Source organism: Mangrovimonas futianensis (assembly GCF_021245805.1).
Lineage (GTDB): Bacteria > Bacteroidota > Bacteroidia > Flavobacteriales > Flavobacteriaceae > Mangrovimonas > Mangrovimonas futianensis.
This window is the reverse complement of record NZ_JAJJNF010000005.1, coordinates 216,116-230,147: the sequence shown is the minus strand read 5'-3', so window position 1 is coordinate 230,147 and position 14,032 is coordinate 216,116. Positions and strand designations below refer to the sequence as shown.

General features: G+C 35.2%; 11 protein-coding genes. 5 read left to right on the top strand and 6 right to left on the bottom strand.

Annotated elements, in window-relative coordinates:
* Together LOK78_RS10050 and LOK78_RS10045 are read right to left on the bottom strand one after the other, a co-directional pair.
* Nucleotides 1-1,650 carry a peptidase domain-containing ABC transporter gene (locus LOK78_RS10050; protein ID WP_232634799.1) on the bottom strand — a complete coding sequence of 550 codons (1,650 nt, stop codon included), beginning with the start codon at nt 1,648-1,650 and terminating at the stop codon, nt 1-3.
* Nucleotides 1,647-2,336 carry a TetR/AcrR family transcriptional regulator gene (locus tag LOK78_RS10045; protein ID WP_232634798.1) on the bottom strand — a complete coding sequence of 230 codons (690 nt, stop codon included), beginning with the start codon at nt 2,334-2,336 and terminating at the stop codon, nt 1,647-1,649. Before LOK78_RS10045 ends, LOK78_RS10050 begins: the two co-directional genes overlap by 4 nt.
* A gap of 408 nt (nt 2,337-2,744) precedes the next feature.
* On the opposite strand from LOK78_RS10045, the gene LOK78_RS10040 reads away from it, so the two are divergent.
* On the top strand, nt 2,745-3,113 hold the full coding sequence (locus tag LOK78_RS10040; RefSeq protein WP_166958392.1) for a hypothetical protein: 369 nt from the start codon (nt 2,745-2,747) through the stop codon (nt 3,111-3,113).
* A 49-nt stretch (nt 3,114-3,162) separates the two neighbouring features.
* Here the strand turns inward: LOK78_RS10040 and LOK78_RS10035 are convergent, their stop codons facing one another.
* Complete coding sequence (locus LOK78_RS10035) at nt 3,163-4,947, bottom strand: prolipoprotein diacylglyceryl transferase family protein (protein ID WP_232634797.1); 1,785 nt, start codon at nt 4,945-4,947, stop codon at nt 3,163-3,165.
* Between the two features lie 144 nt (nt 4,948-5,091).
* On the opposite strand from LOK78_RS10035, the gene LOK78_RS10030 reads away from it, so the two are divergent.
* Nucleotides 5,092-5,991 (top strand): DUF6268 family outer membrane beta-barrel protein, encoded by a 900-nt coding sequence (locus tag LOK78_RS10030; RefSeq protein ID WP_232634796.1) that lies wholly within the window; start codon nt 5,092-5,094, stop codon nt 5,989-5,991.
* A gap of 6 nt (nt 5,992-5,997) precedes the next feature.
* Here the strand turns inward: LOK78_RS10030 and LOK78_RS10025 are convergent, their stop codons facing one another.
* Nucleotides 5,998-7,053: an NAD(P)-dependent alcohol dehydrogenase gene (locus LOK78_RS10025; protein WP_232634795.1), complete on the bottom strand. Its 1,056-nt coding sequence runs from the start codon at nt 7,051-7,053 to the stop codon at nt 5,998-6,000.
* A gap of 243 nt (nt 7,054-7,296) precedes the next feature.
* On the opposite strand from LOK78_RS10025, the gene LOK78_RS10020 reads away from it, so the two are divergent.
* Both LOK78_RS10020 and LOK78_RS10015 read left to right on the top strand, forming a co-directional pair.
* Nucleotides 7,297-8,487, top strand: a complete 1,191-nt coding sequence (locus tag LOK78_RS10020) for a pyridoxal phosphate-dependent aminotransferase (RefSeq protein ID WP_232634794.1) — start codon at nt 7,297-7,299, stop codon at nt 8,485-8,487.
* Entirely contained in the window at nt 8,487-9,593 is a 1,107-nt protein-coding gene (locus tag LOK78_RS10015) for an AEC family transporter (RefSeq protein WP_232634793.1), read from the top strand. The genes LOK78_RS10020 and LOK78_RS10015 overlap by 1 nt, the downstream gene beginning before the upstream one ends.
* A gap of 77 nt (nt 9,594-9,670) precedes the next feature.
* On the opposite strand, the gene LOK78_RS10010 is transcribed toward LOK78_RS10015, so the two are convergent.
* Nucleotides 9,671-10,297 carry a dioxygenase family protein gene (locus LOK78_RS10010; RefSeq protein ID WP_232634792.1) on the bottom strand — a complete coding sequence of 209 codons (627 nt, stop codon included), beginning with the start codon at nt 10,295-10,297 and terminating at the stop codon, nt 9,671-9,673.
* A gap of 276 nt (nt 10,298-10,573) precedes the next feature.
* Here LOK78_RS10010 and LOK78_RS10005 point away from each other — a divergent pair, with 276 nt between their 5' ends.
* Nucleotides 10,574-12,535, top strand: coding sequence for a T9SS type A sorting domain-containing protein (locus tag LOK78_RS10005; RefSeq protein ID WP_232634791.1), 1,962 nt, complete (start codon nt 10,574-10,576; stop codon nt 12,533-12,535).
* Between the two features lie 74 nt (nt 12,536-12,609).
* On the opposite strand, the gene LOK78_RS10000 is transcribed toward LOK78_RS10005, so the two are convergent.
* Entirely contained in the window at nt 12,610-13,719 is a 1,110-nt protein-coding gene (locus LOK78_RS10000; protein WP_232634790.1) for an alkene reductase, read from the bottom strand.
* Between the last annotated feature and the right edge of the window lie 313 nt (nt 13,720-14,032).

Below are 14,032 nucleotides of genomic sequence, written 5' to 3'. Positions count from 1 at the left end.
TTAAGCATTTTTTACAATGGCACCTTCTTTTAACCTAATTATTTGTTTACAAACTCGTTTCCAATACTCGTGATTGCTCACAACCACAAGGGTCCATGGATGTTCTGGTTCTCCCAAAAAGTCAATTAAATTAATGACATCTTGTTCGTCAAACTTTTCCATGGAATCTTCAAGTATCAACAATTTTGGTCGCTTAACGATGGCTCTCGCCAAAACAATTTTTTTCGAAACTGTTTCTGATAAATGTTTTCCTTCTGGATATATCACAGTATTTAAACCTTTAGGTAACTGCTTAAAAAATGGCGTTAATCCTAATTTGTTCAATGCCCATAAAATATGTTCATCTGTGATAGCTTTATCCCCAAAGGTAATGTTGTCTCTCAAGGTACCTTCAAAAGGAGTTTCTTCAGATAAAGATAAACCTAAATGACCACGGTAATGATTGATACATAAACTCTCCATGGCATATGAGTTCACATTTAATTGACCACTAGTAGGAAGAATAATTCCAGAAATCAAGCGCATTAAACTGGATTTACCAGCGCCACTTTCACCAGCAATAATGGTGTGTTGCTTATGTTTAATAGAAAAGTCTAAATTATTTAAAATAGGGGTATGCCTCTTATCAACCATATAGGTTGCCTGATTAAATTCTAAATCAATACCATTAGAAAAATCAGGAGTTTCTCCTTGTTGTGGTTCTAGCTTTTTGTCTACCAATTCCCCTAATTTCTCTATAGAAGTAAGAACATCATATAAGGTTTCTAAGTTGACTATAATTTTTTCAACGGAATTGATAACCAAAAGAATAATGATTTCTGCAGCAACAAATTGTCCAATGTTCATTTGTTGATTTAATACCAGGGCACCACCAATAAATAAAAGACCAGCCGTAACCAACACTTTAAACCCAATCATTTGGGAGAACTGAATTACCAGAACTCTAAAGTGATTTTCTCTAGCATTCAGGTAATTGGCTACCAAAGTGTCATTTTTATCCAGGGCATGACGGGTATTTCCAGCCAATTTAAAACTAGTGATGGTTCGGGCTATTTCTTCAATCCAGTGCACAACCTTATATTTATGCTTGGACTCTAAAATACTCGTATTCAAACCCTTTTCGGCTGTAAATTTGAATATCAAAAAGATCAGAATCAATAAAAGAAATCCGAACACTATAAAAAATGGATGGTAAAAGCTTAAAAGAATTAAGGCAAAGATAATTTGGAGTAGAGCAGCGGGTACATCTACTAAAATCTTGGCCAATCCCTTTTGAATGGTAAGTGTATCAAAAAAACGGTTCGCCAATTCTGGCGGATAGTAGTTTCTGAATTCATCCATTTTTATTTTAGGAAAGCGGTAGCTAAGTTCAAAAGAAGCACGCACAAAAATACGCTGTTGTACGGTTTCAATAATACGTAACTGCATGAGTTGTAATAAACCAACAAAGACAACTCCAATGGTAACCAAAATCACGAGGACTACCCAAGAACTGGATACTTGCGCACCTTGTACCATGTTAATAATGGCTTGAATTCCTAAGGGTAACGACAAACCTACAATACCAGCAAAAATAGCGTAGTAAATGATTTGAAAAATTGCCTTACGCTCAAGCCTAATCAGACCAATAAAACGTTTCCAAGTGGTCATAGAATTTGGGTTTTAGAGTTAATAGTATTAAGAACTAAATGTTGAAAATATTTGGTTGATGATTCTTCTTCACCAGCATTTGTAAGGGTTTTGAAATGATCCTTGAGAAAATTTTGGTGTAAAGCACCTTCAACAACGGTACTAGAAAGACTTTCGGGAAAAGGATAATCGGCGTTCACTTCATGAATCATATCTCTAATACGTAGCACTAAATTTTTATAAATATTGAAAACACCATCTTTATTTTCCTGATCGACTTGTTTGGTTAAGAAAGACTTAGAGTTTTCATTGATTACAATACGATTCAAGGCCACCTCATTGATGTGGGAAAACGTCGAATCCTCAGTTGTACTTCTGGTGATAACTTGAATACCTTTTAATAATTTTTCTTCAGGGTCTGTTAAACTATGTGTTTCAAAAACCAATTGATATTCCAACCAAGCCCAGTACCAAGAGGTCAAATAGAGAAGGAGCTTGTGTTTACTCTCAAAATAACGATACATGGAACTCTCATTGGAACCTAGTTTTTCGCCTAATTTTTTAAAAGTAAAACATTCAAATCCCATTTCGTCAATCATCAGGATGCTTTCAGATACAATGCGCTTTCCCAAATCAGAAGTTTCAGGATCTTTTATATAAACCTTTTCTGATACGGTAATCTTTAAATGATGTAATAATGATTTCATAACTCAGATTTATGCATTACAAAAATAATAGTAATACTATTAATAAAGAGATTTTAACTTTTATTTAGTAGCATTTTATGCCGATTTATGGAATTATCAAAAGAAGGAGGTTTAAAATGTGAGGTTCGCAATGCGTTTTAAAGCATAGGCACCAAACCCATATAATTATTCTTGGAGTTCTTAGAGCAACATACTTATTTAAAATAGGTATTAATTGGCAGAATGGGAAGTTCTTAAAATTTTCTATTTTACATAATATAAATTATAGGACAAAAAATCCATGATAACAATTTATTTATAGATGTACTATTTTAATAGCCTATGTAAATATCCCAGAAGCTAATTAAATGACTAAACCGAAAAATATCTTATCTTTATAAAAGTGTTAATTAATTAGAATTTATAATTATGAAAGCTAAAAGTTTCATTTTAATTTTATCTATTCTTTTTGCCGGACAAGCCATTTATGCTCAAAGTGACTCAAAGAATGATTTTTCTGGGAAATATCAATCTGATATGCAATTTGTACAATTGATTCCTGAAGGCATTAATAAGTATATTGCCAAGTTTACAGAAGATTGTGAATTAACAACAAAAGTTGGAACTGTAAATGATAAAGGTGTTCTCGAGATTCCATTTCTTGGAGAAAATCAAATGCAACATATGTTTATCAAAAAAACGGGTAATGAAATAAAAATTTGGAATTCTGATAATTCACCAATGATGCAAGCGTGCAATGGAGCGACTCTTGCAGGTATTTATGAAAAAAGAAAATAAACCTTAACGGTATTTAAAGTATAATACAATTAGCTATAACGAATCATGATCATTTCTCTGATTGACCAAACCGATAGTTAACCGAGAATACAAATTTACCAGATGCCTTATTATCCAGAATTTCAAAATTGTTTTCTTTAAAAATATACATGACTTCAACACCAAAGTGATCACTTACTAAGGCTTTGGCCGAAATATAGGGTGTTTCCAAATTCCAAATATAACCTCCCCTTAAGCTATAATCCTCACTAAGACCAAAAGCACTTCCCACACTTGAACGCATATATAAGGTTGGGTATGGTGATGGCATTAGGAATCCATAATTAAAATCGGCATCAAAATATTTTCTGGGTCCAACCCTAAAATAGAATTCTGGAGTGATATTATAATCCTTATCGGCATCTTCGATAGACCCAGAATCAACTGTTAAATCTTTATTTATTCTGAGACTACCCACTTGAATACCGCCTCCAACACCTATCCATTTACCATCAATTTTAAAGTATGGGTTTATGGCATACACAAAATCAGACCGGCTTTCATTGGTTCTTAATCGGGTACTTTTAATGTTTCCTCCAGACACATTAGCCCCAACGGTGTAGGTTGTTTTCTTTTTTGTGACAACCTGAGAATACCCCAATCCAAATACCTGATAGACCTGTTTGTAATATTCATAATTATAGGTTGTTCCGCAAGTTCCTTGATGTGGATCAAACATGACTTCATTGATATAGTTTCCAAAAGAACCACCCACATCAAAACGATGGTATTTAGTAGTTTTGATAGTATCCTTTGGCAATGTTTGAGCAAATACTACAAACGGTGCTATTAGAAAAATGCTTGTTATCCAACGGTATTCCTTTAACTGGACTTCGGTAAAGAGACTGTAAACCAGAAGAATAACCACCGGAATAAACTTCATCCAAACCACCATTAATTCATAACCCGTAAATAAATCTTTGACGGTATAGATTATCATGGAAATTAAAATGGTAACCATGAATTCGTTATGGAAGGACAAGGCATTTTTGCCTTCTGGAAACCATTCCAGTGACCTTCTTTTTTCATACCACAACAGAATCAAAACCACCAAAACACCATAAATCAGCATACTCCAATGGAACATGCGCATTCCAAAGACATGCCAGGTATTGAATTGTGAACTATTAGGATCTCTTAAAAATTCAATGCCAAATCGCATCAAAAAAAACAATCCGACAGAGAACAATAAGCTGCTGGCATTCTTTTTCCAATACTTTTGACTTTTGTAAACCAAGAAAGCGATAAAAAACAGAAACAAACTATCATATATTTGAACCGGATGGACGCTTGCAGAAATAAGTGATTCCACATCAATTAAACCTGAATACCAATGATGCAAATGTGCTTGAGTTCCTTTTGGATATTGCACGCTACCAAAGCCCGAATAAAGCTGACCGTAGCAACACCCATTAAAAAAACATCCCAATTTAACGATGCCCAGAGCCATTGGAGCGCCCCAAGCATACAAATTCAAAATCGATTTATTAAACCCTAATAGGCGCTGTGCGATTAGAAGCCCTAACAAACCAAACAATAAGCCTCCCACCGCCGAACGATTTGAAAACTGCTGAGAAGAAGTCGTCAAGGCATCCAACCAATCAGAAACTGGTATGGTAAATAATCGGGAACCTGTAATTGCAAATAAAGAAACGATACTTAAGATCAATAAAATAGATCTCATTCTGTAGCCTTGTTTTAAACTTTTATAAACGACTACTCCGAACAAAAAACCAAATGCGATAAGATAACTGGCTTTAAAAAACAATTGGGGATTACCTATTGAAACTTCCATAATGTACAGAGTTTAAAATAGGAAATTCGATGGTTAGTGCGGGCAGAAAATGCCTATACAATTTAACGAAAAAATGTTGATTTTTGAAGAAAAAACTGATTAAAAAAATTAACGTATCTTGATAATACCGTTAGCTTCAGAGGTATGAAATCTATTTTTTATATTTTATTTGGATTTGTTGCTGTTCAGGTATGGTCTCAAAATTATTTTAACCTGGGGCAACTAAGTTATACCAACACCCCTCAAAATAAATTTGATACCGGTCGTGGTCAAACACAAGTGGAAGAATTAGCTCTTCAATTTGAAATCCCCATAGTAATCAACGAGCGTACTACCCTCCTAGCCGGATTCTTCACGAATCAGACCGCTGTTAAACTAGATCCATATAGACCTGAAACCAAACTGAAGGTGCTAGGACTGGGATTAGGTGTTCATAAAACATTTAATCCTACATGGTCAGCCACTTTTATGGGATTTCCAAAAATAGCATCCGATGTGATCACTCTTTCGGGAAACAACACCCAATTCGCTTTTTTAACCTTAATTTCCCAAACCAAGAAAGCCAACCTAAAATACCGGTATGGCATCTATGCCAATACAGAAAAATATGGCTTGATAATCGTGCCTATTTTAGGGCTTTATTACCTTAGTCCCAATTCTAGATTGGATGCCAATTTGAACCTGCCTATTTTGGCAGACATCAACTATCTATTAAGAAAAAATCTATGGCTTGGTATTAAATTTGACGGCTTGGGAACCACCTATTATTTAAACAATCAGGCCTACTCCCCTTCCGGTGCTTATGTATCCAAAATATCCAATGAGATTTCCACGTATTTAAGATTTGCACTCACCAAATCCCTCTATTTTAACACCAAAATAGGCTATGCTCTTGGTAGAAGCTATGATGTCTATCAAGCAAACGATAAGGTGGATTTAAACCTGATTGCCTTTTACTTTGGTGACAACAGAACTCGACTAAATGAGCGGTTTAAGGACGGTGCTATTTTTAAAGTGGAACTATTATATAGGCTCCATTTTTAAAAACAGTTAGCTCTTCAAGCTTGACATATCGATTACAAAACGGTATTTGACATCGCTTTTCAACATGCGTTCATATGCGTTATTAATATCCTGAATTTTAATAACCTCTATATCAGATGTTATATTATGTTCTCCACAAAAGTCAAGTAATTCTTGTGTTTCTGCGATACCTCCAATCAAGGAACCAGCCACACTCTTTCTTCCCATTATCATGGGAACCGTTACCAACATAGGATCTAAGGGGCCTAAATACCCAACTACCACCAAAGTACCATTTGTGTTCAAAGTGTTTACGTATGGGTTTAAGTCATGTACATAAGGAACTGTATCAATTATAACATCAAATTTACCCATGACTTGTTCCATGGCGGCTTCATCCGTAGAAATGACTACGTCATGTGCTCCCAACTTTTTGGCGTCGTCTATTTTCCCTTTTGACCGTGAAAACAATGTAACATGAGCTCCTAGGGCATTGGCTAGTTTAATAGCCATATGTCCCAAGCCACCGAGGCCCACAACAGCTACCTTACTATCTTTCCCAACATTCCAATGACGCAATGGCGACCAAGTGGTAATACCAGCACACAAAACAGGCGCTATTCCTGCTAAATCAAGATTCTCTGGCACACTCAACACAAAAGCTTCATCAACCACTATAGTTTCAGAATACCCACCGTGGGTGTTGGTTTCAAGATGTTTGTCATAGCCACCATAGGTACCCACCCATTCTGGGCAATATTGTTCCAAATCGTTTTTACAGTTTTGACAGGTTCTACAGGAATCTACCAAACAACCTACCGCTACAATATCATCTACTTTGTGCTTAGATACCTTAGAGCCAACTTCTACTACCCTACCTACAATTTCGTGTCCGGGGACAACAGGATACTGTGTCATGCCCCAATCGTTTTTTGCAAAATGCAAATCAGAATGGCAAACACCACAATATAAAATATCGATTTTCACGTCCGTATTAGTGACGGTTCTTCTGTCTATTTGTAGGGGCAACAAATCAGTTTCTGCGGATTCAGCTCCGTAAGCTTTAACACTGTAATGATTCATTGGAATAAATTTTAAATGATGTGTTCTAAATTTACGAAAAATTAATCTCAATTTATTGATAGCCAGTAAAAAACCAAGACTAAAGATCCTTACACCTTAGGAAATAAAGAATGCTACCATTTGAAATGTGAAAAATGAAGCAAATAACCCTATCTGTTAATTTATTTTTTAATTAAAATTAATTTTAACAGATTATTTCCATCTAATCATCTAAATTAGTTCATTTAATTCAAAGCACTCATCATGAAAACTTCTAACTTAAGTAGGCGTGATTGGTTAAAAAAAGGCGCTTTAACATTGGGAGGATTGGCCTTAATGCCTTCCGATATTTGGGCCCATGCTGTAGAGACAGCACAAACCAACCAAACCAAATACCTTTTTCCAACGACCAACAGCTTCAATGAATTTACGCCTCCCAAGTTTTTGGATCCCGAATTAAAAGCCATTTTAAGAGCCAATGAAAACCCATATGGGCCTCCACCCCTTGCTGCTAAAGCTTTTCAGGAAGACGTTTTTTCGGGAAATAGATATGCGTGGAAGACCCTTAATGATTTAATAAGCATGATTGCTGAAAAGGAAAACGTCTCACCCAAACAGATTTTAATGGCTCCTGGCTCTTCTGATATTCTAGAAAAAGTAGCCATGGTCTTTTTTCAAAATGGCGGGGACGTGATAAGTGCCGACCCTAGTTATATGTCTTTGATTAACGTTTCAAAATCAGTTGGAGGTCAATGGAAATCCTATAAGTTACTGTCCGATTCCCAACATGATTTAAAGGCAATGGAAAAAGCGGTGGACGATCAAACCAAATTGGTATATATCTGTAACCCAAATAACCCAACGGGTTCTATTACCAATGCTGAAGATTTAAAAACCTTTTGCAAAACGGTATCCAAAAAAGTTCCTGTATTTGTGGATGAAGCTTATATAGAACTTTCAAATAATGGCATAGCTGATAGTATGGTGTCCTTAGTGAGTGAAGGCCATGACGTTATGGTGGCTAGAACTTTTTCAAAAATCCATGGAATGGCTGGATTACGAATTGGTTACTTGGTTGGAAAAGAAGAAACCATAAACCGCATTAATAACATTACCCGTGGCGGTATGGGTATCACTGGCCCATCTATTATGGCTGCTACCACGAGTTTAAAAGGTCAAGAATTTTTAGACATGACCAAAACCAAAATTGCTGAAGCCAGAGCATATACTCAGAATTATTTGGAGAAAAAAGGATTTAAATACCTACCATCGCAAACCAATTTTATGATTTTTGAAATCGATATGGATGGGAATTCATTTCTAAAAGAAATTTATGGCCGACAGGTTGGCGTAAGAGCCTTTAAGTTCTGGGATAAAAACTGGTGTCGTGTGAGTATGGGAACCATGAAAGAAATGGAAATATTCACCAAGGCGATGGATGAAATTTTTGTCTAATGTCTGAAGCCATCATAAAAGCACTTTCATTCGTTACTTTTATCATTATTGGGTTGCTATTAAAATCTAAATTCAATAATGCCGAGGAAGTTAACGGATTAAAGAAGATTATTTTGTTGGTGGCTCTCCCCTGCACCATTTTCGTAGCCTTATTAAAGATTTCATTGCATTTAGAGTTGTTGCTTCTGCCGCTTTTTGCCTTAAGTTTTAATCTGTTTTTATTTGTCATTACCCCAGCCCTATTAAACTTGGTTGGAATCAAAAATAAATCCATTGCAAATACAGCCAAATTGCTAATTCCTTCTTTAGCTCCCGGATTATCATGCTTTCCGTTTATTTTAGAATTTTTAGGTGAACCTTATTTGGCCAAGGCCGCTATGACCGATTTGGGAAATAAGTTCTTTGTTCTTTTTATTTTATATCTGGTTGCCATCAAATGGCATTACCGTAATAAGAATAACAAACAAGAATCTGATTTAACACGATTAAAAACCTTGGTGAAGGTCATGTTATTTGAACCCATTAATCTTTTGATTATCCTAGCCTTGATTTTGCTGGTTTCGGGTATTTCACTTGCTGATTTACCACTGTTTTTACAAGAAAATTTAAACCGATTGAGTTCGATAATGACACCCTTGGTCTTACTGTTTATTGGTTTGGCTGTAAAAATTAAAAAGAAACAACTGGGACAGGTATTTTCTTTACTTATGCTGCGCTATGGCATAAGTTTACTTCTAATTGCCGGTGTGGTTGCAGCATTAAAAATCCAAACAAATCAAGATGTATTATTTATGTTAGCCTTTGGCTTGAGTGCCTGCAGCTTTTGGCCTTTTGCTCATATTTCATCTATATCTGCTAAAGAAATGGATTTGCCCGACCATCAAAAATCTTTTGACAACCAATTTGCCTTAGGTCTATTAGCAATGTCCTTACCGCTTTCGGTGCTACTAATACTAATCATTTTTACAACTGGAGACACGTTTGCAAATCCATTGCCTATCATCTTATTGGCAACAGGTTTAATCACTGTTGGCTCCCTTTTTACCATCTTCAAATGGGTAAAGAATCAGGTTGTTTTGAAAAGTGATTTGAGAAAAATAAACTAATTCATTAAAAATAGGACATAAAAAAACTTCTTAATTTTCATTAAGAAGTTTCACATCATCATAATTATTAAACAAATCTATTTAAATAATTCTGCGTTTTCCTTTAATACAATATCCTTATTAGCCACATACATATCACCCATTTTTTCAGTTTTCAGGATAATATCCAAGTTCTTTTTTGCCAATTTTTTACGGCACATTTTAGTTAAATAGGGATCATCATCAAATACAAAAGAAGGTAACCCATAAGCTTCTTTTCCTTCTTCTTTAATAGTAGGATGTATCAATCGTAATTCTTTACTATGAGGGTAAGAACCCGGAATAAAAGTGTAAAACGTATAAGAACCATTAGCGTCTGTTTTGACCCAACCTCTATGCTTCACATACTTTTTTTGTCTATCGTAATTGACATCATACATACCAGTTTCATCGGCCTGATAAATAAAAACAATGACATCTTGAGCAGGCGTCACACCATCACTTTTATAAACAGTACCTGTAATTTTTAATGGATTTTCCTTGGATTGAAAATCAGGGATACTGTCGGTATTGCTCAACTGACTTTCGGTATAATCATAGATAGGATTTCTGGTCATGTAATCAAATGGAACTTCTTCCAAAACTTGAGCCCTATCTTGCGCATGAACCGTCTGAAAAGTAGCAGACATAGTGATGGAAACAAGGAATAATAATAACTTTTTCATGAGGTATTATTTAATTAATCGGTTTAAAATTAATTGATTAACTAAACGCCACATAAAAAATCTTATGAACTAAAAAAATACACGATTAACCGAAAATAGGTTCAAAAAAATTCGACAAACTACAGGGGTTTGTAAAATATTCTTCATATCAAAGAACGATTTGAACTCTAAAAATTAACCTACTAATTAAAATGATATTTATCATAGGAAATTAAGTTTTCGCTACATAACTTTATAAGACTTCCCCTTACACAAAACAGTTTAAACTAAGTGATTATGAAACATTTAGAATTGAAATTGGTTGCGTTAGTTGTTTTGGTCTTCATCTTCACCAGCTGGGTTTCCAATCGAGTTCAAGGTTTCTATGTACCTACTACTATAGACGACTTTTTTATGCCTGGATCCCAACCCTTACAATCGGGAACATTTGCTTCACCCAACATGTGCGATAATTGCCACGGTAATTATGATACCAATGCTGAACCTGCTTTTACATGGCGTGGAAGCATGATGGCACATAGTATGCGGGATCCCTTATTTGAGGCTTCATTGACTATTTCAAATCAAGATGCTGCTTTTTCTGGTGATTTGTGCATCAGATGTCATTCTCCAGGAGGATGGCTGGAGGGCCGCTCTACCCCAACTGATGGCTCTGCCCTTACTACAAATGATAGACAAGGCGTACAATGTCATGTTTGTCACAAGATGGTTGACCCTATGAGCTCTATAGCCAACGATGTGACATATATGGAAAACCTTACCAATGTTCCTTCTGTTCATGGTAATGGGATGTATGTTATAGATTCTGAGGATATCAGACGGGGGCCTTATGAAAATGTTCAATCCAATCATGCTACCATGTATTCTGAGTTTCACACCTCCTCAAATATGTGTGCTACTTGTCATGATGTAAGCAATCCGGTTTATTCAAAACAACCTGATGGCACTTATTTACCGAATACATTAGGATTGCCTTCCAGCAATTTTGACACATATGAAATGTTTCCCGTTGAGCGTACATTTAGCGAATGGAAAATGAGTGCCTATAATTCAGAAACAGGAGTGGTTTCAGATGCATTTGGAGGTAACCTAGAAAGTGTCATATCCTGTCAGGATTGTCATATGAAGGAAGTAACAGGGAAAGGTTCCAATAAATCCTTTTCTCCTATAAGAAATGATTTGGGACAGCATGACCTCACTGGAGGAAATACATTTGTTCCCTTATTGATAAAAGATTTATACAGTAATGATAGTAATGTGGATCAATCTGCCCTTGATGATGGTATTCTAAGGGCTCAATATATGCTTCAACATGCGGCAACCATGGATCTGCAAGCCATTATGGATGATGATTTAGAAATTGAAGTAAAAATAACCAATGAGACCGGCCATAAGTTACCATCTGGATATCCAGAAGGAAGACGTATGTGGATTCATTTGGTAGCTTATGACACTAACAATAATGTATTATTTGAATCTGGTTCTTATGATTCGGAAACAGCAGTTTTGGATTTAGAAAACACTAAAATTTATGAGGCAAAATTGGGCATTAGTGAAGAAGTAGCTGAAATTGCCAATGCTAATAGTACAACCAGCTACACTTATAACCCTGGCGAATCATTTCATTTTGCACTAAACAACCTAATTGTTAAAGACAATCGTATTCCTCCAAGAGGCTTTACAAATGCTAATTTTGAAGCCATTCAAGCTGCACCAGTGGGATATTCTTATGAAGACGGCTCCTACTGGGACATTACCTATTTTGAGATCCCAGAAAACACTTATAAAGTTGTGGTCCAGTTGTTCTATCAAACTGTTTCAAAAGAATATATTGATTTTTTATTGAATTTTAATGAAACCAATTCCAAAGGGCAAGAGCTGTATGATTTGTGGGTGGCTCATGGGAAATCAGCGCCCGAATTGATGGCTGAAGAAGAATTAATTTTAGATTTTTTAAATCTACCTGATTCTTCAGAACCAAAAGAATTGATTAGCATATTTCCAAACCCAGCCTCAAATGAAGTTCACTTAAAGTTTCATTCCAATGAAATCCAAAACCTAAATATTTCCATATTTACAAGTAATGGCACTCTGGTGCAAGAATTCAATAATAAAGAAAATTTCAATTATGTAGACAACAGCATCACCTTAAAACTTGATTACATTTCAAAAGGGACTTATATAATGCGTATTCGGTTAAATGATTCTATAATTACTAAATTTTTAGTAGTTAAATAATCAGGTGAATCATAGAAAAGTACTACCCAAATCAATTGAGGTAGTACTTTCGTTATGTATTATTTATATGCTTTTTAAGAAGCTGCTAGCTTAGAAATTTTTGGATAGTCGGTGTATCCTTCTTTTCCTGGCGTATAAAAAGTATCTTGATTCCATTCGGTCAATTCCAAATTATTGGCGAAACGTTCCACTAAATCTGGATTTGAAATAAAAGGTTTTCCGTATGCTACTAAATCCGCATCCCCATTTTCAATGACCTGATTTCCCTTTTCTTGATCAAAATTAGAGTTAATAATCAAAGTTCCATTATAAAGCGGTCTAAAATGTTTGGCTATTTCCGTCACCGCATATGATATATCCGAAACATCTGTAAACGGTTCTGAAAGGTGTATATAAGCCAAGTCATAATCGTTTAATTTTTTAATAATATATTCAAAGGTTGGTATGGTTTCTTCATCCATTGTCATTCCGAAAACACCATTTAAAGACGGATTAAAACGGGCCCCTATCTTTTGCTCTGGCATCACTTCTTTAATAGCATCTAAAACCTCGAAAAAGAAACGCGCTCTGTTCTCTATACTTCCACCATATTCGTCTATACGCGTATTGGATGTGGCGTTGAAGAACTGGTGAAATAAATATCCGTTTGATGAATGTATTTCTACCCCGTCAAATCCAGCTTCCATAGCATTTTTTGCTGCCTGCTTAAAATCATTAATGGTTCGCAGAATATCCTCCTTGGTCATTTCCTTGGGGGCAACTGTATCTTTGAATCCTTCTGGTGTGTAAGATTGGGCATTCGGATTTATAGGCGATGGCGCCAATGGCAAATCACCATTATGAAAATCTGGATGAGACATTCTACCCACATGCCATAACTGAATAAAAATTTTTCCTCCTTCATTATGAACTTTATCTGTTACCAATTTCCATCCCTCAACCTGCTCTTTACTGTGTATACCTGGTGTGTTTATATAGCCAACAGCCTCTTCAGACACCTGAGATCCCTCAGAAATAATTAGACCAGCACTTGCTCGCTGTTGATAATAAAGCCCTTGAAGATCTTCTGTTGGTTTTTTCTCTGGATTATTGGCTCTACTGCGTGTCATAGGAGCCATCACCACTCTATTTTTTAAATCTAAATTATTTGATTGATATGGTTGTAATAAAGCTTGTTTACTCATATTATTTGTTGGATTTAACTATTAAATTATTTTGATTTTTTAAAATTACTAAACATGGTATTATTTTCCTAGGCAAATTAATTGTTTAACTTCAATTTATGAAACTTCAATAAATTAAAAAATGGAAAGCGGCCTAAACCTTGTTTTAGACCGCTTTTAAAAAACTCATTAATCAACTATTCTATAGGAAGAATAAACCCATCAATCAAAAAACTAAATGCTCATCCAAATTACTTGGGATCAATCATTATAAATATCAACTAACTTATTTACAGTATAAATATACAAATTTAGTTTAACTTTTTAAACTTTT

Bases quoted from the DNA above. Each gene is read 5' to 3' on its own strand.
- LOK78_RS10050 (WP_232634799.1), bottom strand. From the start codon at position 1,650: ATGACCACTTGGAAACGTTTTATTGGTCTGATTAGGCTTGAGCGTAAG.
- LOK78_RS10045 (WP_232634798.1), bottom strand. From the start codon at position 2,336: ATGAAATCATTATTACATCATTTAAAGATTACCGTATCAGAAAAGGTT.
- LOK78_RS10040 (WP_166958392.1), top strand. From the start codon at position 2,745: ATGAAAGCTAAAAGTTTCATTTTAATTTTATCTATTCTTTTTGCCGGA.
- LOK78_RS10035 (WP_232634797.1), bottom strand. From the start codon at position 4,947: ATGGAAGTTTCAATAGGTAATCCCCAATTGTTTTTTAAAGCCAGTTAT.
- LOK78_RS10030 (WP_232634796.1), top strand. From the start codon at position 5,092: ATGAAATCTATTTTTTATATTTTATTTGGATTTGTTGCTGTTCAGGTA.
- LOK78_RS10025 (WP_232634795.1), bottom strand. From the start codon at position 7,053: ATGAATCATTACAGTGTTAAAGCTTACGGAGCTGAATCCGCAGAAACT.
- LOK78_RS10020 (WP_232634794.1), top strand. From the start codon at position 7,297: ATGAAAACTTCTAACTTAAGTAGGCGTGATTGGTTAAAAAAAGGCGCT.
- LOK78_RS10015 (WP_232634793.1), top strand. From the start codon at position 8,487: ATGTCTGAAGCCATCATAAAAGCACTTTCATTCGTTACTTTTATCATT.
- LOK78_RS10010 (WP_232634792.1), bottom strand. From the start codon at position 10,297: ATGAAAAAGTTATTATTATTCCTTGTTTCCATCACTATGTCTGCTACT.
- LOK78_RS10005 (WP_232634791.1), top strand. From the start codon at position 10,574: ATGAAACATTTAGAATTGAAATTGGTTGCGTTAGTTGTTTTGGTCTTC.
- LOK78_RS10000 (WP_232634790.1), bottom strand. From the start codon at position 13,719: ATGAGTAAACAAGCTTTATTACAACCATATCAATCAAATAATTTAGAT.